Annotated in this window: 20 protein-coding genes and 1 tRNA gene; 7 read left to right on the plus strand and 14 right to left on the minus strand. The window is 68.2% G+C overall.

Features of this window, described 5'->3' with window-relative positions:
* Positions 1–13: 13 nt before the first annotated feature.
* From ACMGDM_RS10715 to ACMGDM_RS10730, 4 genes are all read right to left on the minus strand, one after another.
* Positions 14–1,135 (minus strand): NADH:flavin oxidoreductase/NADH oxidase, encoded by a 1,122-nt coding sequence (locus ACMGDM_RS10715; protein ID WP_436804108.1) that lies wholly within the window; start codon positions 1,133–1,135, stop codon positions 14–16.
* 299 nt (positions 1,136–1,434) lie between these two features.
* Positions 1,435–1,572 carry a hypothetical protein gene (locus tag ACMGDM_RS10720; protein WP_436804109.1) on the minus strand — a complete coding sequence of 46 codons (138 nt, stop codon included), beginning with the start codon at positions 1,570–1,572 and terminating at the stop codon, positions 1,435–1,437.
* Positions 1,573–1,673: 101 nt separating this feature from the next.
* On the minus strand, positions 1,674–1,814 hold the full coding sequence (locus ACMGDM_RS10725) for a hypothetical protein (protein WP_436804110.1): 141 nt from the start codon (positions 1,812–1,814) through the stop codon (positions 1,674–1,676).
* A 119-nt stretch (positions 1,815–1,933) separates the two neighbouring features.
* Positions 1,934–2,010 (minus strand) — tRNA-Pro (locus ACMGDM_RS10730).
* Positions 2,011–2,169: 159 nt separating this feature from the next.
* Here ACMGDM_RS10730 and pnuC point away from each other — a divergent pair.
* From pnuC to lepA, 3 genes are all read left to right on the plus strand, one after another.
* Positions 2,170–2,751 carry a nicotinamide riboside transporter PnuC gene (pnuC, locus tag ACMGDM_RS10735; protein WP_436804111.1) on the plus strand — a complete coding sequence of 194 codons (582 nt, stop codon included), beginning with the start codon at positions 2,170–2,172 and terminating at the stop codon, positions 2,749–2,751.
* Complete coding sequence (locus tag ACMGDM_RS10740) at positions 2,748–3,263, plus strand: AAA family ATPase (RefSeq protein ID WP_436804112.1); 516 nt, start codon at positions 2,748–2,750, stop codon at positions 3,261–3,263. Before pnuC ends, ACMGDM_RS10740 begins: the two co-directional genes overlap by 4 nt.
* A gap of 64 nt (positions 3,264–3,327) precedes the next feature.
* On the plus strand, positions 3,328–5,151 hold the full coding sequence (lepA, locus tag ACMGDM_RS10745; protein ID WP_436804269.1) for a translation elongation factor 4: 1,824 nt from the start codon (positions 3,328–3,330) through the stop codon (positions 5,149–5,151).
* Positions 5,152–5,154: 3 nt separating this feature from the next.
* Here the strand turns inward: lepA and ACMGDM_RS10750 are convergent, their stop codons facing one another.
* The gene (locus ACMGDM_RS10750; RefSeq protein ID WP_436804113.1) at positions 5,155–5,403 is read right to left on the minus strand and encodes a KTSC domain-containing protein; all 249 of its coding nucleotides are present in this window, start codon (positions 5,401–5,403) and stop codon (positions 5,155–5,157) included.
* A gap of 123 nt (positions 5,404–5,526) precedes the next feature.
* On the opposite strand from ACMGDM_RS10750, the gene modA reads away from it, so the two are divergent.
* Genes modA through ACMGDM_RS10765 form a run of 3 tightly spaced genes read left to right on the plus strand, consistent with a single transcriptional unit; the run spans position 5,527 to position 7,557 of the window.
* Positions 5,527–6,282: a molybdate ABC transporter substrate-binding protein gene (gene modA / locus ACMGDM_RS10755; protein WP_436804114.1), complete on the plus strand. Its 756-nt coding sequence runs from the start codon at positions 5,527–5,529 to the stop codon at positions 6,280–6,282.
* A complete protein-coding gene (modB, locus tag ACMGDM_RS10760) occupies positions 6,279–6,962 on the plus strand; it encodes a molybdate ABC transporter permease subunit (protein WP_436804115.1) in 684 nt (227 codons plus the stop codon). The genes modA and modB overlap by 4 nt, the downstream gene beginning before the upstream one ends.
* Positions 6,952–7,557 (plus strand): ATP-binding cassette domain-containing protein, encoded by a 606-nt coding sequence (locus ACMGDM_RS10765; RefSeq protein ID WP_436804116.1) that lies wholly within the window; start codon positions 6,952–6,954, stop codon positions 7,555–7,557. The genes modB and ACMGDM_RS10765 overlap by 11 nt, the downstream gene beginning before the upstream one ends.
* Positions 7,558–7,578: 21 nt before the next feature.
* Here ACMGDM_RS10765 and ACMGDM_RS10770 read toward each other — a convergent pair whose 3' ends face one another.
* From ACMGDM_RS10770 to ACMGDM_RS10810, 9 genes are read right to left on the minus strand one after another with little or no spacing between them, the layout of a single operon-like run.
* Positions 7,579–7,863, minus strand: a complete 285-nt coding sequence (locus ACMGDM_RS10770) for a hypothetical protein (RefSeq protein ID WP_436804117.1) — start codon at positions 7,861–7,863, stop codon at positions 7,579–7,581.
* A gap of 17 nt (positions 7,864–7,880) precedes the next feature.
* The gene (locus ACMGDM_RS10775; RefSeq protein WP_436804118.1) at positions 7,881–8,879 is read right to left on the minus strand and encodes a chemotaxis protein CheB; all 999 of its coding nucleotides are present in this window, start codon (positions 8,877–8,879) and stop codon (positions 7,881–7,883) included.
* A 47-nt stretch (positions 8,880–8,926) separates the two neighbouring features.
* Positions 8,927–9,367, minus strand: coding sequence for a chemotaxis protein CheW (locus ACMGDM_RS10780; RefSeq protein WP_436804119.1), 441 nt, complete (start codon positions 9,365–9,367; stop codon positions 8,927–8,929).
* A gap of 27 nt (positions 9,368–9,394) precedes the next feature.
* A complete protein-coding gene (locus tag ACMGDM_RS10785) occupies positions 9,395–9,769 on the minus strand; it encodes a response regulator (RefSeq protein ID WP_436804120.1) in 375 nt (124 codons plus the stop codon).
* A 31-nt stretch (positions 9,770–9,800) separates the two neighbouring features.
* Positions 9,801–10,346, minus strand: coding sequence for a chemotaxis protein CheD (locus ACMGDM_RS10790; RefSeq protein ID WP_436804121.1), 546 nt, complete (start codon positions 10,344–10,346; stop codon positions 9,801–9,803).
* Between the two features lie 5 nt (positions 10,347–10,351).
* On the minus strand, positions 10,352–11,374 hold the full coding sequence (locus ACMGDM_RS10795) for a protein-glutamate methylesterase/protein-glutamine glutaminase (protein WP_436804122.1): 1,023 nt from the start codon (positions 11,372–11,374) through the stop codon (positions 10,352–10,354).
* A complete protein-coding gene (locus ACMGDM_RS10800; protein ID WP_436804123.1) occupies positions 11,371–12,240 on the minus strand; it encodes a CheR family methyltransferase in 870 nt (289 codons plus the stop codon). The genes ACMGDM_RS10795 and ACMGDM_RS10800 overlap by 4 nt, the downstream gene beginning before the upstream one ends.
* Complete coding sequence (locus ACMGDM_RS10805; protein WP_436804124.1) at positions 12,237–14,459, minus strand: chemotaxis protein CheA; 2,223 nt, start codon at positions 14,457–14,459, stop codon at positions 12,237–12,239. Before ACMGDM_RS10805 ends, ACMGDM_RS10800 begins: the two co-directional genes overlap by 4 nt.
* A gap of 32 nt (positions 14,460–14,491) precedes the next feature.
* Positions 14,492–14,842, minus strand: a complete 351-nt coding sequence (locus ACMGDM_RS10810) for an STAS domain-containing protein (RefSeq protein WP_436804125.1) — start codon at positions 14,840–14,842, stop codon at positions 14,492–14,494.
* 244 nt (positions 14,843–15,086) lie between these two features.
* On the opposite strand from ACMGDM_RS10810, the gene ACMGDM_RS10815 reads away from it, so the two are divergent.
* Positions 15,087–16,136 (plus strand): DUF2332 domain-containing protein, encoded by a 1,050-nt coding sequence (locus ACMGDM_RS10815; RefSeq protein ID WP_436804126.1) that lies wholly within the window; start codon positions 15,087–15,089, stop codon positions 16,134–16,136.
* Positions 16,137–16,349 lie beyond the last annotated feature (213 nt).

The raw sequence follows: 16,349 nt of genomic DNA on the forward strand, positions 1-16,349 counted from the left end.
GATCGCGTGGAGCTCAGCTCTCCGCACTGCCCTCGACGTCGAACAGCGAGCGATACTGGCGCGGCTGTGAGCGCAGATACTGGTCGGCGGCCTTCACGCGCCCGCCCAGATGTGCCGCGGCATGCCAAGGCCAGCGAGGGTCGTACAGGATCGTCCGCGCGAGCGCGATCAGATCGGCGTCTCCCGTGCTGACGATCGCCTCGGCCTGCTCATAGTCGGTGATCAGGCCGACTGCGACGACCGGCATCGAGACCGCCTGCTTGACCGTGCGCGCGAGGGGCACCTGGTAGCTCGGACCCACCGGGATGTCCTGTCGCGGGTCGAGCCCGCCGCTGGAGACGTGGATCGCCGCGCAGCCGCGCGCCTCGAGCGCCTGCGCGAAGGCGATGGTCTGCTCGGCGTCCCAGCCGCCGTCGACCCAGTCGCTGCCCGAGACGCGCATCGTCACCGCCCGATCGGCGGGGAAGGCGGCGCGAACGGCGTCGAAGACCTCGAGCGGGAAGCGCAGCCGGTTCTCCAGCGTGCCGCCATATTCGTCGTCGCGGCGGTTCGACAGCGGCGACAGGAACTGGTGCAGAAGATAGCCATGCGCGCCGTGCAGCTGGACCGCGTCGATGCCAAGTCGCGCGGCGCGTACCGCTGCAGCGGCGAAGGCATCCCGAACCCGCGCCAGTCCATCTCGATCGAGCGCATTCGGGGCATGCTCGCCCGTGGCGAAGGCCAGTGGCGAGGGGGCCACTGTCTGCCAGCCGTTGGCGTGCTCGGGAGCGAGCTGCGCGCCGCCCTTCCATGGCAGATCGGTGGAAGCCTTGCGGCCGGCATGCGCCAACTGGATCGCGATCGGCATGTCGGAGTGGCGGCGTATCGACTCGAGCACGCGCGCCATGGCCGCCTCGGTGCGATCGTCCCAGAGACCGACGTCGGCGTAGGTGATCCGTCCCTCAGGTACGACCGCGGTGGCTTCGATCGTCAGCAGCGCCGCGCCCGACAAAGCGAGCTGGCCGAGATGGATCAGGTGCCAATCGGTCATACAGCCGTCCTCGGCCGAATATTGGCACATTGGTGCGATGACGATCCGGTTGGGCAGCGACAATCCGCCTACCTCAAACCGCTGGAATAAGACGGGTCCGCTCACGCGACGCTCCTCGAATGGTGAGCCGGGGATACGCATCACCGTGGCGATGGTGCCACCTGGCGGGGAACAGAGAAAATTTACCCTGATGTGCGATTAACCACATCCATCACGACCACCTCCGGGACGACGAACGATGATCATCACGCTCGGCTATGCGCTCGGCGCCAGCTTTACGCTCGCGGCGGTGGCGCGCACCTGTTTGCGTCTGCGCCGCCGCCCGGCGCTGATCCTCGCCTGACACAGCAACGGCCGCGCCCCACATGCGAGGCGCGGCCGCGGCACTTATGTCTCGGGTGTGATCAGGCGCGACCGGTCGCGGCGCGATCGAGCATCGCGACTTCCACCGGGGTTAGACCGGCGCGCGGATCGTCGTTGAGGCGCTTGGTCGCGCTCGCTGCAGACTTGTTGCGAAACAGGCTCAGCGTCGTGGTCTTCATGGCTACCTCGAAACGGGACAGACCATCTGTCGTTCGTTGCGCATCGCACAACACGACAAATCCTGCTTTGTTCCCGCAGAGCCGTGCGGACGCTGGTCGGTTCAGCTCGGGTGCGCCTCGACCTCCTCGCTGTCGCTCGAGCGCTCGATCGGCATGTCGTCGCTCGCCGGTGAGGACGGCGTCGCCTCGGGCGTTTCCTGGAAGTTGCTCGGCTTGGGTTCGTTCGGCGTGTGATCGGTCATACGGGTTCTCCTGCGGATCGGTCGCGCAACGCACGACCACGCAGAACGACGCGCCGGCCGCGTCGCACGCCTGAACCTGGATTTTCTCGGCTGACCTCGCGCCAGGCGCAGAGGATGATTGGTCGGGGAAAGAGGATTCGAACCTCCGGCCCCTGCGTCCCGAACACAGTGCTCTACCAGGCTGAGCTATTCCCCGACCAGGGTGTCGACCAGCCGATCGGCCGGCGACAGGGCGCGGCTTATATCAGCGGTTCGCCGACGCGCAAGCGGCTAATCGCACCGCCGTGCCGATTGCGGCACGACGCGCCGCGCAAGCCTCTTGGCGGCGTTGCTCGAGCATGGCTAGACGGACGCCATGTCGCTGATCGAATGGATCGCCACCCTGCTTGGCATCGCCTGCGTCGCGCTTGCGGCACGGCGCAGCGTGTGGACGTTCCCTACCGCGATCGGATCGGTGACGCTGCTCGGCGCGGTGGTGTTCGCGGCACGACTCTATTCCGACGCCTTGCTCCAGCTCTTCTTCGTCGCAGCGAACGTCTATGGGTGGGTCACGTGGCAGCATGCGCGGTCACGCGATGGCGCGATCGCGGTCGAACAACTGGCCGGGCCTGTGCGATGGGCCTGGGCGGGGGCGATCGCCGCGGTAGCGATCCTGTGGGGCTCGGCGATGCACCGGCTCACCGACGCCGCCTTCCCCTGGTGGGATGCGGCCATCGCGGCCGCCAGCGTGGCGGCGCAGCTGCTGATGGCGCGTCGCAAGGTCGAGAATTGGTGGCTCTGGATTGCGGTCGATCTCGCCTCGATCCCGCTCTACCTCGTCAAGCAGCTCTACCTCTTCGCTGCGTTGTATCTCGTCTATCTCGCGCTCGCGGTGCTCGGCCTGCTGGAATGGCGGCGTGCGCTGATCCGGCCGAATCCGGCGGTGATGCCGGCATGACGCTGCGGACGATCTGCCTCCACGGGCCGGAGAGCACCGGCAAGTCGACCATGGCGCCGCGGCTCGCGCGCCACTTCGATACGACCTGTGTCGCGGAGTTCGGACGGACCTATTGCGAGCGCTACGGCACCGATCTGACGATGGCGGATCTGGTGGTGATCGCGCACACGCAGGACATGAAGGCGCGCAAGGCGGTCGATGCCGGTGCCCATCCCGTGATCCTCGACACAGACCCGCTGATGAGCGCGGTATGGGCGGACATGATGTTCGGCCGCCGCGATCCCTGGTTCGATCGCTGGAACAACGTCGCGGACCTGTACCTGCTGTTTGACATCGACCTGCCGTGGCAGTCCGATGGCACGCGCCTCTTCGGCAATCGCGAGGCGCGGCGCCGCTTCTTCGATCTGTCGCGGCTCGAGCTCGAGCGCCGCGGCGTGCGTTGGGTGCTGGTGAGCGGGCAGGGGAGCCGGCGCTACCTCAACGCGCTTGAAGCAATTCACCGCGCCGGCTGAGCGCCGCGACCCTGCCGCGAATGGCTGGCGCCACACGAGCGGCTGCGCTAGGCACCCGCGCATCATGGCCACCCCGCTCGACACGATCCGCAATTTCTCCATCATCGCCCATATCGATCACGGCAAGTCGACGCTCGCCGACCGCCTGATCCAGGCCACCGGCGGGCTCTCCGACCGCGAGATGAGCGAGCAGGTGCTCGACAATATGGAGATCGAGAAGGAGCGCGGGATAACGATCAAGGCGCAGACGGTGCGCCTATCTTATCAGGCGCAGGACGGGGCGACCTACACGCTCAACCTGATGGACACGCCCGGGCACGTCGATTTCGCCTATGAGGTAAGCCGCAGCCTCGCCGCGTGCGAAGGCGCGCTGCTGGTGGTCGATGCCGCGCAGGGGGTCGAGGCGCAGACGCTCGCCAACGTGTATCAGTCGATCGAGCACGACCATGAGATCGTGCCCGTGATCAACAAGATCGATCTTCCCGCCGCGGAGCCCGAGCAGGTGCGCCAAGAGATTGAGGACGTGATCGGTATCGACGCGTCGGAGGCGGTGCTCGCCAGCGCCAAGTCCGGCATCGGCATTGCCGACATCCTCGAGGCGATCGTGCGCAAGATCCCGCCACCCAAGGGCGACGCGGACGCACCGCTCAAGGCGATGCTGGTCGACAGCTGGTATGATCCGTATCTCGGCGTCGTGATCCTGGTGCGCGTGATCGACGGCACGCTGAGGAAGGGCCAGCAGGTTACCTTCATGCAAGCGGGAACGCAGCATCTGGTCGACCGGGTCGGCTGCTTCCGCCCCAAGATCGAGCAGCTGACCGATCTCGGCCCGGGCGAGATCGGCTTCATCACCGCGCAGATCAAGGACGTGGCGATGGCCCGCGTCGGCGACACGCTGACCGACGCCAAACGCCCCGCGGCCGAAGCGCTGCCCGGCTTCAAGGAGGTCCAGCCGGTCGTGTTCTGCGGCCTGTTTCCGGTCGACGCCAACGACTTCGAGAAGCTGCGGGAGAGCATCTCCAAGCTGCGGCTCAACGACGCCTCGTTCAGCTTCGAGATGGAGACCAGCGCGGCGCTCGGCTTTGGCTTCCGCTGCGGTTTCCTCGGGCTGCTCCACCTCGAGATCATCCAGGAGCGGCTGACGCGCGAGTATGACCTCGACCTGATCACCACCGCGCCCTCGGTGGTCTACCAGATCGAGCTCACCCATCCCGACCCGGCCGGCATCACGCAGATCGATCTGCACAACCCGGCCGACATGCCCGACGTGAACAAGATCAAGACGATCAGCGAGCCGTGGATCAACGCGACGATCTACGTGCCCGACGAATATCTCGGCTCGATCCTGAAGCTCTGTCAGGATCGCCGCGGCATCCAGAAGAACCTGACCTATGTCGGCGGTCGCGCGCAGGCGACCTACGAACTGCCGCTCAACGAGGTGGTGTTCGACTTCTACGATCGGCTCAAGTCGCTGTCGAAGGGCTATGCCAGCTTCGACTATACGCAGATCGGCTATCGCGAGGGCGATCTGGTCAAGATGAGCATCTTGGTCAACGAGGAGCCGGTCGACGCGCTGTCGATGATCGTCCACCGCGGCACCGCCGAGGTGCGCGGTCGCGGCATGGTCGAGCGGCTCAAGGAACTGATCCCCCGCCACCTGTTCAAGATCCCGATCCAGGCGGCGATCGGCGGTAAGGTGATCGCGCGCGAGACGATCAGCGCGATGCGCAAGGACGTCACGGCGAAATGCTATGGTGGTGATGCCACCCGTAAGCGCAAGCTGCTCGAGAAGCAGAAGAAGGGCAAAGCCAAGATGCGCGAATATGGCAGCGTCAGCATCCCGCAGGAGGCGTTCATCGCCGCGCTGCGGATGGGCGACGAGAACTGACGCTCAGGCGGCGTGCTCGTCGAGCGGGTAGCGTCGACGTCCGTCCGCCGGCGCGCATGCATAACGACCGCGGATCGCGTCATTGAAATAGGCCCCGGTCGAACGGGCGGTCACCAGCGCGTCATAAGCCGCCCGCGGCACGTCGCGGTAGAGGTACCGGCGCCCGCTGCGGAACGTGACCAGCAACGTGCGCGCGGCATCGTCGTAGACGATGCGGTCGATCAGCGACGAGGCGGGGCGGTGCGCGCGCATGCCACCGGAGCGCCCTGCGCGGCCCGGCGTTCCCGGCTACGCGGCAGGCCGAGTCGGTCGCGCGCCGGATCGAATCGTGCGGGCGCGATTGTATCCCGGCGGCGACGATGCGATGGCGCGGTCATGCGCTTCCTGTCTTCGTTGCTGCTGCTGTTGATCGCCGTGCCCGCGCTTGCGCAGGAGCGCGCCGCCCCGCTGGTGCTCGCCGCGGCGAGCCTGCAGGAGTCGATGACTGACGCCGCCGAGGCCTGGGCGCGTCGCGGTCACCCGCGACCCGTGCTGTCGTTCGCGGCCTCGTCGGCGCTGGCGCGGCAGATCGTCGCAGGAGGACGCGCGGACCTGTTCGCCTCCGCCGACGTCGACTGGATGGACGAGGTGGAGCGCCGCGGTCGCGTGGTGCCCGGCACGCGTGCGGTGCTCGCGCACAATCGCCTGGTGGTGGTGGCTCGCCCCGATGCGGCGGCGGTGAGCGCCACGCGCGGCGCTGTGCTCGCGCGCCGGCTCGGCGCCGCGCCGCTCGCGATGGCGGATCCGGACGCGGTGCCCGCGGGCAAATATGGCGAAGCGGCGCTACGCCGGCTCGGCGCCTGGGACCCGGTGAGCGTGCGTGTCGTGCGCGCGGAGAACGTCCGTGCCGCGCTGGCGTTGGTCGAGCGCGGTGCGGCGCCATACGGCATCGTCTATGCCACCGACGCGCAGGCGTCCTCCGCGGTGCGCATCGCCGGCGTCTTCCCGCAGGCGAGCCACGCCCCAATCGTCTACCCGATCGCGCGTCTCACCGACGGCGCCTCGCCCGGCGAGGCCGAGGGCTTTCGTCACTTCCTGCTGTCGCGCGCGGGCCAGGCGATCCTACGCCAACGCGGCTTTGTGCCGCGTTGAGCGACCTTGCCGCCATCGTCCGGCTGACATTGCTGGTCGGCGGCACAGCTACTTGTGCGGCGCTGCCGATCGCCTTTGCGCTCGCCTGGATGCTGGCGCGCTGGCGCTTCCCGGGCAAGGTGCTGCTGGACGGGCTGGTCCACCTGCCGCTCGTGGTGCCTCCTGTTGTGACCGGCTGGCTGCTGCTGCTCGTCTTTGCCCCCACCGGGCTTGCCGGCGCGTGGCTCGAGCGCTGGTTCGGCGCCACCGTGCTGTTCCGCTGGACCGGCGCGGCGATTGCAGCGGGGGTGATGGCGCTGCCGCTGATGGTGCGCGCCATCCGGCTGTCGCTCGAGGCGGTGGACCGCCGGCTCGAACAGGCGGCGCGGACGCTCGGCGCGGGGCGCTGGCGCACCTATGCGACGGTGACGCTGCCGCTCGCCGCGCCCGGGATCGCCGCCGCGGCGGTGCTCGGCTTTGCGCGCTCGATCGGCGAGTTCGGCGCCACAATCACCTTCGTCTCGAACGTCCCCGGCGAAACGCAGACGCTGCCGCTAGCCATCTATGCCGCGCTGCAACGCCCCGGCGGCGAGGCGGCCGTGTGGCGCCTGGCGGGCGCCTCGGTGGCGCTGTCGTTAATCGCGCTGATCGCGGCGGAGTGGCTGGTGCGACGCGCAGGGCGGGGCATCCGTGTCCTTTGACATCGACGTGAGCGTGGCGCGCGGCGACGCGCGGGTCACCGCCTGCTTCGCGGTCGGGGAAGGGCTCACCGCGCTGGTCGGGCCCTCGGGGATCGGCAAGACCAGTCTGCTCGACATGGTCGCCGGGTTGCTCCGCCCCGCGCGCGGTCACGTTCTCGTCGGAGGCCGAACACTTTATGATTCGGCGGCCGGGATCGATGTCCCGCCCGAGCGACGCCGCGCCGGATATGTGTTTCAGGACATGCGACTTTTCCCGCACCGCCGCGTGCGCGGCAACCTGTGCTACGCGGCGCGCGATGCCGCGCGGCTCGACGAAGTGGCCCGCATGCTCGACATCGCGCACCTGCTAAATCGCTGGCCGCGCTCGCTCTCCGGCGGCGAGGCACGGCGGGTAGCGATCGGGCGCGCCTTGCTCAGCGACCCCGCCTTCCTCCTGCTCGACGAGCCGCTGTCGTCGCTTGATCCCGCGCGACGCGAGGAGGCGAGCCGCGCGATCGAGCGCGTGCGGGATGCGCGCGCGGTTCCGATCCTGATGGTGACGCACGATCGCGGCGAGGCCGAGCGGCTCGGTAATCGCATCGTCGCGATCGGCTGAGCCGGGCGCGTCCCCAACGCGTCAGGCGGCGGCGGATTGTTCGTCGAGCAGCGCCAGCGTCGCGCGCAGCCGGTCGGCCATGTCCTGCAGCGTTACCGCATCGATATCGGCACGCGTCGGGCCGTCGACGCGGAGCAGGCTGACCACCGCGAGCTGGATCTGCGTGACATAGTCGATCCGCTGGATGCTCGCCATGTGGCGCCGCAGCGTCTCCCCGTTGCTGCCCAGATCGAAGGCGAGCTCGTTGAGCATGTTCGAGGCGACGACGAGTTCGTCGGCGAGCGCCAGCGCAAGCGTGCGCGGCAACGCTCCCTCGTCCGCGCTCACTTCGAGCACATCTTGAGCACGCCACCGACGAGCGCCTCGCCGGCTACCGGTTGGGACACCATGCCGCGCGTCAGCGTGTAGCCGCCGTCGGCCGGCGCGAAGGCATAGCCGCCCGCGGCGTTGAGCGCCTTGAGCCCGCCGGCGCCGTCCTCGTTCGAGTCGAGCAGCAGCACGCCCACCGCGTTGCTCGTCGCCGCCTTGGCGGCCGAGGCGAACAGCAGCGAGATCGACGGCCGCTCGCCCGCGACCGGATCGCGCGGGAGCAGTCGGAGCGTGCCGTCCGGCCAGCTGTCGATCACCAGATGCGCGTCGCCCGCGGGCGCGAGATAGATCGTGCCCTGCTCGGCCTTCATCCCGTCCGCCGCGACCACCACCTTGGGCGCGACCTGCTCGGCAAGCTTCGCGGCCATGCTCTCGACCAAACCAGGGCCGAGATGCTGCACCACCACGGTCGGCGGGCAATTGGCCGGGAAGCCCGAGAACAGGTCGAAGATCGTCTTGGTGCTCGATGCGTCGCCGCCGACCAGCAGCAGACGGCCGTTCCAGTCAATCGGCGGCGCCTTGGCGGTCTTGGGCGGGGCCTTGGGCTTGATGTCGGCCTTCTTGGCCGCCTTGAGCCGCTTGGCCAGTTTGGCGATAATCGCGTCCAGCTCCGCCGGGGCGGCGACGCGCGGCTTGGGGAAGCAATCGATCGCGCCGAGCCGCAGCGCCTCGATCGACTCCGCCGCACCGTCCTGGGTGCGGGTGGAGAACATGATCACCGGCATCGGCTTGGTGTCCATGATCTCGGCGAGATACTCGAGCCCGCTCATCCCGGGCATCTCGACGTCGAGCGTCATCACGTCGGGGCGCGAGGAGGCGACCAACTCCCGCGCCTCGGCCGCGCCGTCGGCCATGCCGACGACCTCCACGCCCGGGATCCGCTCCAACGCACCCGAGATCAGGGCACGCATGGTCAACGAATCGTCGACCACCAATACTTTCGTTCCAGCCATGTCCCCGTCCTAGGCGAAAATCGTAAACGTACCTTTTATTACATCGATCAGGCCGCGTCCGCCATCGCGCTGCGCTCCACCAGCCGCTCGAGCGCGAGCACCAGGATCAGACGCTGGTCGATCGTCGCCAGGCCGTCGAGGAACTGCGCCGCGGCAGCATCGCCCATGTCGGGCAGCGGCTGCATGTCCTCGGTCGAGACCGTCACGATGTCGTTCACCGCATCGACGATGATGCCCTGGAGCTGCTCGCCGATCCGCACGACGATGATCACGTGGCGGGCGGTCGGGTCGGTCACGCCCCAGCCGAGGCGGTGGCGCAGGTCGAGCACCGGCAGCACCACGCCGCGCAGGTTGACCACGCCGCGCACGTGGCTCGGCACGTTGGGCAGCGGGGTGGCCGGCGACCAGGCGCGGATCTCGCGGATCGCCATGATGTCGACGCCCAGATGCTGGTCGCCGAGCTGGAAGGTGATGAGCTGACGGGACATGGACTGGCTCCTCGGATACGCGGGGGATTAGTGCAGCACGCGACGGATCGCGGCGGCGAGTTTCTCGGGGTGGAACGGCTTGACGATCCATCCGGTGGCACCGGCGTCGCGCGCACGCTGCTTCTTCTCGTCGGAACTCTCGGTGGTGAGCACGAGAATCGGCAGCGAGCGGCGGCCGTCGGCGCGGACCTGCTCAATCAGGCCGAAGCCATCCATTCGCGGCATGTTGATATCGGTGATGAGGAGATCGGGCTCCTCATCCGGATCGAAGTTCTGCAGCGTCTCGAGCGCATGCACGCCGTCCTCGGCCTCGACGACGTTGTAGCCGAGATCGGTCAACGCCGCGCGCAGCAGCATCCGCATGCTGGGCGAATCGTCCACAGTCATGATCGTCTTGGTCACGGGAAACGGCTCCTGGGCAGATCGGGGGTCATTAGAAGAATTCGACGTTGCCGATGTCGGACACGGCAGCGGGGGCGACGGTAGGGATGGCGCGGATCACCGCGGGCGGGGCGCCCTCGGTCACGACGCGGCAGCGCGCGAGGCCTAGCGCGGGGCGGAACTCGACGCGCCGCGCGCCATTGCCACCGACATCCTCGCCGACGAGCGGGATCTTCTCGTCGCGCAGAAAGCGTCGTGCGAACACGATATTGTCGCCGCCGATGTCGCGGAAACCGGCGCGCATCGTCGCGCCGCCGAAGATCCGCGCCTTCAGCCGCGAGCGCGCCGCGCCCATCGAGAGCATGGCGTTGATCAGCACTTCCATGGCGTACACACCATAGCGCTGCATCGAGGCGGGATCCGAAACATTCCCCTCGGCTAACAGGTAATGGTTAAGACCTCCCACCTTCGCGATGGGATCGTAGAAGCAGGCGGCGACGCAGCTACCCAGAACGGTGGTTAGCACCACGTCTTCCTGATCGCTGACCTTGGTCTCGCCCTGGGCGACGGTGAGGCGACGAAAGCCGTCGCGCAGCATGATGCTCATGCACGACACTCCTGCAGCAGGCGCGCCGCGATCCGGCGCAGCGGCAGCTGCTGCACGACAGCGCCGATGCGATGCGCCACCGCGGGCATGCCGTAGACCACGCTGCTCGCTTCGTCCTGGCCGATCGTCACCGCGCCGGTGCCGCGCATCGCGAGCATGCCCTCCGCACCGTCGGCGCCCATGCCGGTGAGCAGCGCGCCGACCGCATCCGCGCCAGCGCAACGCGCCACCGAGTGGAACAAGGTGTCGACCGAGGGCTGGTGCCCGCTCACCTTGGGTCCCTGGATCAGGCGGCAGTGGCGCTTGCCATGGCTTCCCGCGATTTCGAGATGGCGGTCGCCGCCGGGGGCGAGATAGACCTTGCCCGGCAGCAGCGGCGCGCCGGCGCGCGCTTCCTCGACGCTCGGCTTGCACAGCCGGTCGAGCCGCGCGGCGAAGCTGGCGGTGAAACTCGCCGGCATATGCTGCACGATCACCGTCGGGGGGCAGTTGACCGGGAAACCCGAGAGCAGCTCGATCAGCGCCTCGACCCCACCGGTCGACGCGCCCACCGCGATCAGCGCCTGGTCGCGCGGGCGATAGTCGCCGTCCACCGACTCGGCCCGGGTCGGCACCGCCGCGGCGAGCCGCCGCCGCGTTCCCGACGCGGCGCGCACCAGCGCGGGCAGGCGGATCGCGTCACCTTCGCGACGCAGCGACAGCTTGTCGAAACATTCGAACGCGCCGAGTTCGAGCGCGGCGATGCTCGCCTCCGCTCCATCCGAGGTGAGCGTCGACAGCATCACCACCGGGGTGGGACGCAGCCGCATCAGGCGTTCGAGAAAGTCGAGCCCGTTCATGCCCGGCATCTCGATGTCGAGCGTGACCACGTCGGGATCGAGCTCCTTGATCTTGGCGCGTGCCTCTTCCGCGCTGGCAGCGGTGCCGACCACCTCGATCGCGGGATCCGCGGCGAGCGTACGCCGGATCAGCGCCTGCATGGTCAGCGAATCGTCGACGACGAGGGTCCGGACGCTCATGCCGCCACCTTCAGATAAGCGGTGCGACCCACGCTTTCGAAGCGGTGTGCCACCTCGTCGGCGAGCCGCTCGGAATGGCCGATGTACAGCATGCCCCCCGTCTCCAGATGATCGGCGAGCCGTGCCTGCAGCCGCGCCTTTGTTGGTTCGTCGAAATAGATCATGACGTTGCGGCAGCAGATCGCGTCGAAGCGACCACGCATCGGCCATGCCCCGAGCAGATTGAGCGGACGGAAGGCGATGGCCTCGCGCAGCATCGCGTCCACCGTCTGCCGCTCGCTCGGGCCGCTCAGCCAGGCGCTCCGCAGCGCGGTCGGTACCGTCCGCAGCGTCGCCGCGGGGTAGGTGCCCGCGCGCGCGGTCGCGAGCACGCTGGGCGACACGTCGGTAGCGAGCAGCTTGAAGTCGGCGCGGAGCACACGCTGCGCCAAGTTACGATCGGTGCCGAACGCGGCCATCAGCCAGCTATACGGTTCCTCGCCGCTGGAGCAGGCCGCCGACCATAGCCGCACCCGCCCGCCGCCCAGCACGCGCTGCGACAATTTGGGCCACAGCCGCTCGACAAAATCCTCGAAGTGATGCGCCTCGCGGAAGAAAGCGGTGTGATTGGTGGTGATGGCGTCGAACATGCGGAGCCGCTCGTCCGCGTCGTCCTCAATCAGCTTCACATAAGCGCCGACGCTGTCGAGCCCGCACGCGCGCACCCGCGGCGCGACGCGACCGTAGACGAGCTGCGCCTTGCCATCGGGCAGCAGGATGCCGAGTTCGTCATACACCAGCCGCGCGATCGCCTGATGGTCGGCGGGCACGAAGTGGAACTCGCGCTTGAGCGACGATTCCGCCGGAAGAGCGGGGGCGTTGCTCATGCCGCGTGCGCCAGCGCGGGCGCGCGCGCGGTGCGGACGCGCTGCGCCGTAAGCGCGTCGACGTCGATGATCAGCGCCACGCGCCCGTCACCCAGGATGGTCGCGCCGGCGAGCCCGTTGATGGCCTGATAATTGGCTTCCAGACTCTTCACCACGACCTGGCGCTGATCCTGGATCGAGTCGACCAGCAGCGCGGCCTGGCCATGATCAGCCTCCACCACGATCAGCACCGCATGAGCCGGATCGCGCTCGCCGCCGCCCAGCCCGAGCTGCTCCGCGACGGGGTAGATCGGCACATACGAGCCGCGCACGTCGAGCACCGCGCCATCGACGCCGATCGCGGTCACCGCGCCGTCCGTGGGGCGAAGGCTCTCGACGATGTGGCTGAGCGGGATCACGAAGGTCTGATCACCCACGGTGACGATCATCCCGTCGACCACTGCAAGCGTCAGCGGCAGGCTGAGCGAGAAGCTCGATCCCGAGCCGAACTTCGACTGGATGCCAATGCGTCCGCCGAGCGCCTGAACGTTCTTGCGCACCACGTCCATGCCGACGCCGCGACCCGAGATGTTCGACACCGTCGCCGCGGTGGAGAAGCCCGGAGCGAAGATGAGGTTGTCGATCTCCTCGTCGCTGAGCACCGCATCCGGCAGAATGATGCCGCGCTCCACTGCCTTGGCGCGCACCCGTGCGCGATCGATGCCACGTCCGTCGTCGCTGACGGTGATGACGATCCGGCCAGAGTGATGCGCCGCGGACAGCGTCACGACGCCCTCGGCCGGCTTGCCGGCCGCGAGGCGCTCCTCGGGCGTCTCCAGCCCGTGATCGACCGCATTGCGGATGAGATGGGTCAGCGGCTCGCCGATGCGCTCGACCACAGTCTTGTCGACCTCGGTCATCTCCCCCTCGATCTCGAGCCGGACGCGCTTGCCGGTCTCGCCCTCGAGCTCGCGGATGATGCGCGGCACGCGGCTGAACACCGTCTTCATCGGCTGCGCGCGGATCGCCATCGTCGATTCCTGCAGCTCGCGCGTCAGGTGATCGAGATCCGTCAGCTCCGAAATCCCGGCCATGTTGTTCTCGGACAGACGCTGCGCGAGCATCGCCTGCGTGATCACCAGCTCGCCGACGAGGTTGACCAGGCGATCGAGCTTGTCGAGGTCGACCCGGATCGTCTGCGCCACGGCGGTGGGTGCGGGAGCGGCGATCGGCGCCGGCGCGACGCGGGCGGGCGCGGGTGCTGGCGCGGCTTCCACGATGGCGACGGGTGGCGCGATGATTTCCGCTGCCGCGACGGGCGTCGGCGTGCTTGGCACGGGCGTCACGTCGGTCGGGGGAGCGAGCGGTGCGGCAGCGGCTGGCGCGTCAAGCGTCGGCGCGCCGCGCGAGAGCGTCACCGGGCACCCGTCGGTGAACTCGAACACCGAGCGGATATCATCCTCCTCGACGCTCGCCGGCACCGCGATCTCCCATGCGAGATAGGCGACTTCAGGGTCGATCGAGGCGAGCGGCGGCAGCGCGGACGTGTCGCACGACAGCACGCGGCCACCCATGCGCACCAGCTCACGCAGCAGCAGCAGCGGCTCGCCGCCATTGTCGAGCGCGTTGGGCGTGGGGCGGAACGTCACCAGCCAGTCTTGCGGCGCGTCCTGTGCCGGTTCCGCCGCCTCGGTCGGCGCGGGCGCGACATCGTCCAGCATCGCCATCAGATCGTCGAAGTCATTGGCCAGGTCGATCGGCGCGACGGTAAAGGTGATCTCGTCATCGCCAGCGGACGGCGCGGGTGCGGCCGTTGCGGGCGCGGCCGGAGGCGGCGTGGGAGCGGCGGGCGCCGCGGCCTCTTCACCGTTGGCCGCGGCGATCAGCCGCGCGAGCATCACCGCGTCGTCGGGCACCTCACCCGAGTCGCGCGCGGCGGCGACATGGTCGGCGAGCATGTCGAAAGCGGCGACGATCAGGTTGGTCAGCGCTGGAGTGAGCGTCAGCGCATTGCTGCGCAGCAGATCGAGCAGCGTCTCATATTGGTGAGTATAGGCCTGCAGCCGCTCATGGCCGAACGCGCCAGCGCCGCCCTTGATCGAGTGCACCGCGCGGAAGATGCCGTTGATCGTTTCGGCATCATATTGTTCGGACCGGAGCGCGGCGAACGCGCTCTCCATACCGGCCAATCCTTCTTCGCATTCCTGAAAGAAGATTTGCTGGATTGCGTCGAGATCCAAGGCTTCTGCTCCTGTGAACCGGGCGCGCGCGCTCAGGCGGCGGTGAGATCGATCGCGGCGAGCGCGACCGTGTCGGCGAGTGGCGCGCTGGCGACCGTCAGCGTGAACGGCAGCCCCTGCTGCGTTGCCGCCGTACGGGCCGCCACCAGCACCTGCAGGCACGCCTGTCCGGCCTGCTCCACCGCGCTGCCGTCGATCGCGAGCGGCTGCGACTGCTCGATCAGCTTCTTAAGCGCGAGCCGGAGCGGCGGCGCCGCGGCAGTGTCGAGACGGGAAGGGAGCACATACGCCATCGTCGAGTCCTGGTCAGTCGAACGGGCAGACGAATGACGCCATCGTCGCATCACCGCGACGCAGAGCCACAAACCTGTCCATCCCCTCATATAGGCGCGTTGCGCGGCCGGGTTCGCGAAGACCGGCAACGCAGCGCAGTCTCTCTCCTGAACCCGGCCCTCCTAAAATGACGTTAATCACCGATCGCGCTAATGCGATTGCACCGCCTTGCGAGAACTGGCACGGCGCGCCGCGGTAAGTTGGGCGGAAGCGTCGGCCAAGTCGCGTGGTAGCATTCACTCGCTACGCTGATGACGGCGTCCAAGGCCGTTGCTCAAGCGGATAGACTTCGGCGTGATTGATCAACTTGTTGAGTTAGATAGGGAGCGTGATGAGCTTCTGCGTCAGGCACGGATTGCTCGGACGATCGGCTCACCTTTCGTCGCCGCCGTGCTCGAAGCGGTGGCGCGGCACCTGAGTCGCGCGCCGCATACTGCTGGATTGCTCGCACATTGGCCGGGTGACCGCGCGGCTGCTGCGCTGGCGATGCGGCTCAATGCAGCGCTGCACGCGCTGGCGCGACGCGATACGCCGGCTCGGCTCGGCGCGCTGTACCGCGGCGAGCATGAGGATGTCGACGGTGCGGTGGCGGAGGCACTCGCCGAGCATGACGACTTCATCGCCGCGTGGATGCGCCACACGCCGCAGACCAATGAGGTGGGTCGGTCGGCCGCGATCATCGCGGCGCTCCATGTCACGCAGACGCGTTTCGACCGGCCGGTGGAGGTCCTCGAGATTGGCTCCAGCGCCGGGCTCAACCTCAACTTGCATCGTTACCGTCACGATCTCGGCGGCGTGATCCTGGGCGATCCGACCTCGCCCGTTCTCGTCGCGCCCGAATGGCGCGGCACGCCGCCGCCCGCCGCCAGGATCGACATTGCGGCGGCGTGTGGGGTCGACCTTTCGCCGCTGGACGCCACGGACCCCGCTACGTGTGAGCGGCTGATGGCCTATGTGTTCGCCGATCAACCCGCGCGCTCGCAGCGGCTCGAACGTGCGCTCGATCTGGCGCGGCGCCATCCGCCGGACGTGGCGCGAGGCGACGCGATCGACTGGCTGCGCGAGCGGCTCAATGCCGCTGAGCGCCCCCCGCGGTGCCGCGTCGTGGCGCACTCGATGGTGATCCAATATCTCGACGGGACCGCTCGTGCCCAGCTCGACTCGCTCGTGGCGGCGGCGGGAGCGGCGGCGACGATGGAACGGCCACTCGCGCGCATCGCTTTCGAGTGGACCGGGGATCGCGCCGAAGTGCAGCTGCGTCTCACCTGTTACCCGCCGGGCGAGACGCTGATCCTCGCCACGTGCCATCCCTACGGTGCCTGGGTCGATTGGCGCGGCGAATAGCCGCTGCGTCAGCGAGCGGGCGAGGTTGGCGTCCTTCCGCGCGGTCGTTGCTGAAGTGCGGCTGAGTGACGATCGATCTTATCGATTCATCGTGTTGCCAGGGCGCCCAATAGCAAAGTCTTGCTATAAAGGGCTTAGATGTGTCGGCAAGATTGAATTGGCAAAATGGGCCAAGTAATAGCGGGTGGAATGACCCTCTTCGATCATCGGACG

The sequence above is a fragment of the Sphingomonas larreae genome (assembly GCF_051400595.1).
In the GTDB taxonomy this organism is placed as follows: domain Bacteria; phylum Pseudomonadota; class Alphaproteobacteria; order Sphingomonadales; family Sphingomonadaceae; genus Sphingomonas.

Bases quoted from the DNA above. Each gene is read 5' to 3' on its own strand.
- ACMGDM_RS10790 (WP_436804121.1), bottom strand. From the start codon at position 10,346: ATGCTGCGCGACGGCTTTCGTCGCCTCACCGTCGCCCAGGGCGAGACC.
- ACMGDM_RS10725 (WP_436804110.1), bottom strand. From the start codon at position 1,814: ATGACCGATCACACGCCGAACGAACCCAAGCCGAGCAACTTCCAGGAA.
- pnuC (WP_436804111.1), top strand. From the start codon at position 2,170: ATGTCGCTGATCGAATGGATCGCCACCCTGCTTGGCATCGCCTGCGTC.
- ACMGDM_RS10810 (WP_436804125.1), bottom strand. From the start codon at position 14,842: ATGAGGGGATGGACAGGTTTGTGGCTCTGCGTCGCGGTGATGCGACGA.
- ACMGDM_RS10720 (WP_436804109.1), bottom strand. From the start codon at position 1,572: ATGAAGACCACGACGCTGAGCCTGTTTCGCAACAAGTCTGCAGCGAGC.
- ACMGDM_RS10750 (WP_436804113.1), bottom strand. From the start codon at position 5,403: ATGCGCGCGCACCGCCCCGCCTCGTCGCTGATCGACCGCATCGTCTAC.
- lepA (WP_436804269.1), top strand. From the start codon at position 3,328: ATGGCCACCCCGCTCGACACGATCCGCAATTTCTCCATCATCGCCCAT.
- modA (WP_436804114.1), top strand. From the start codon at position 5,527: ATGCGCTTCCTGTCTTCGTTGCTGCTGCTGTTGATCGCCGTGCCCGCG.
- ACMGDM_RS10780 (WP_436804119.1), bottom strand. From the start codon at position 9,367: ATGTCCCGTCAGCTCATCACCTTCCAGCTCGGCGACCAGCATCTGGGC.
- ACMGDM_RS10795 (WP_436804122.1), bottom strand. From the start codon at position 11,374: ATGAGCGTCCGGACCCTCGTCGTCGACGATTCGCTGACCATGCAGGCG.
- ACMGDM_RS10775 (WP_436804118.1), bottom strand. From the start codon at position 8,879: ATGGCTGGAACGAAAGTATTGGTGGTCGACGATTCGTTGACCATGCGT.
- ACMGDM_RS10800 (WP_436804123.1), bottom strand. From the start codon at position 12,240: ATGAGCAACGCCCCCGCTCTTCCGGCGGAATCGTCGCTCAAGCGCGAG.
- ACMGDM_RS10740 (WP_436804112.1), top strand. From the start codon at position 2,748: ATGACGCTGCGGACGATCTGCCTCCACGGGCCGGAGAGCACCGGCAAG.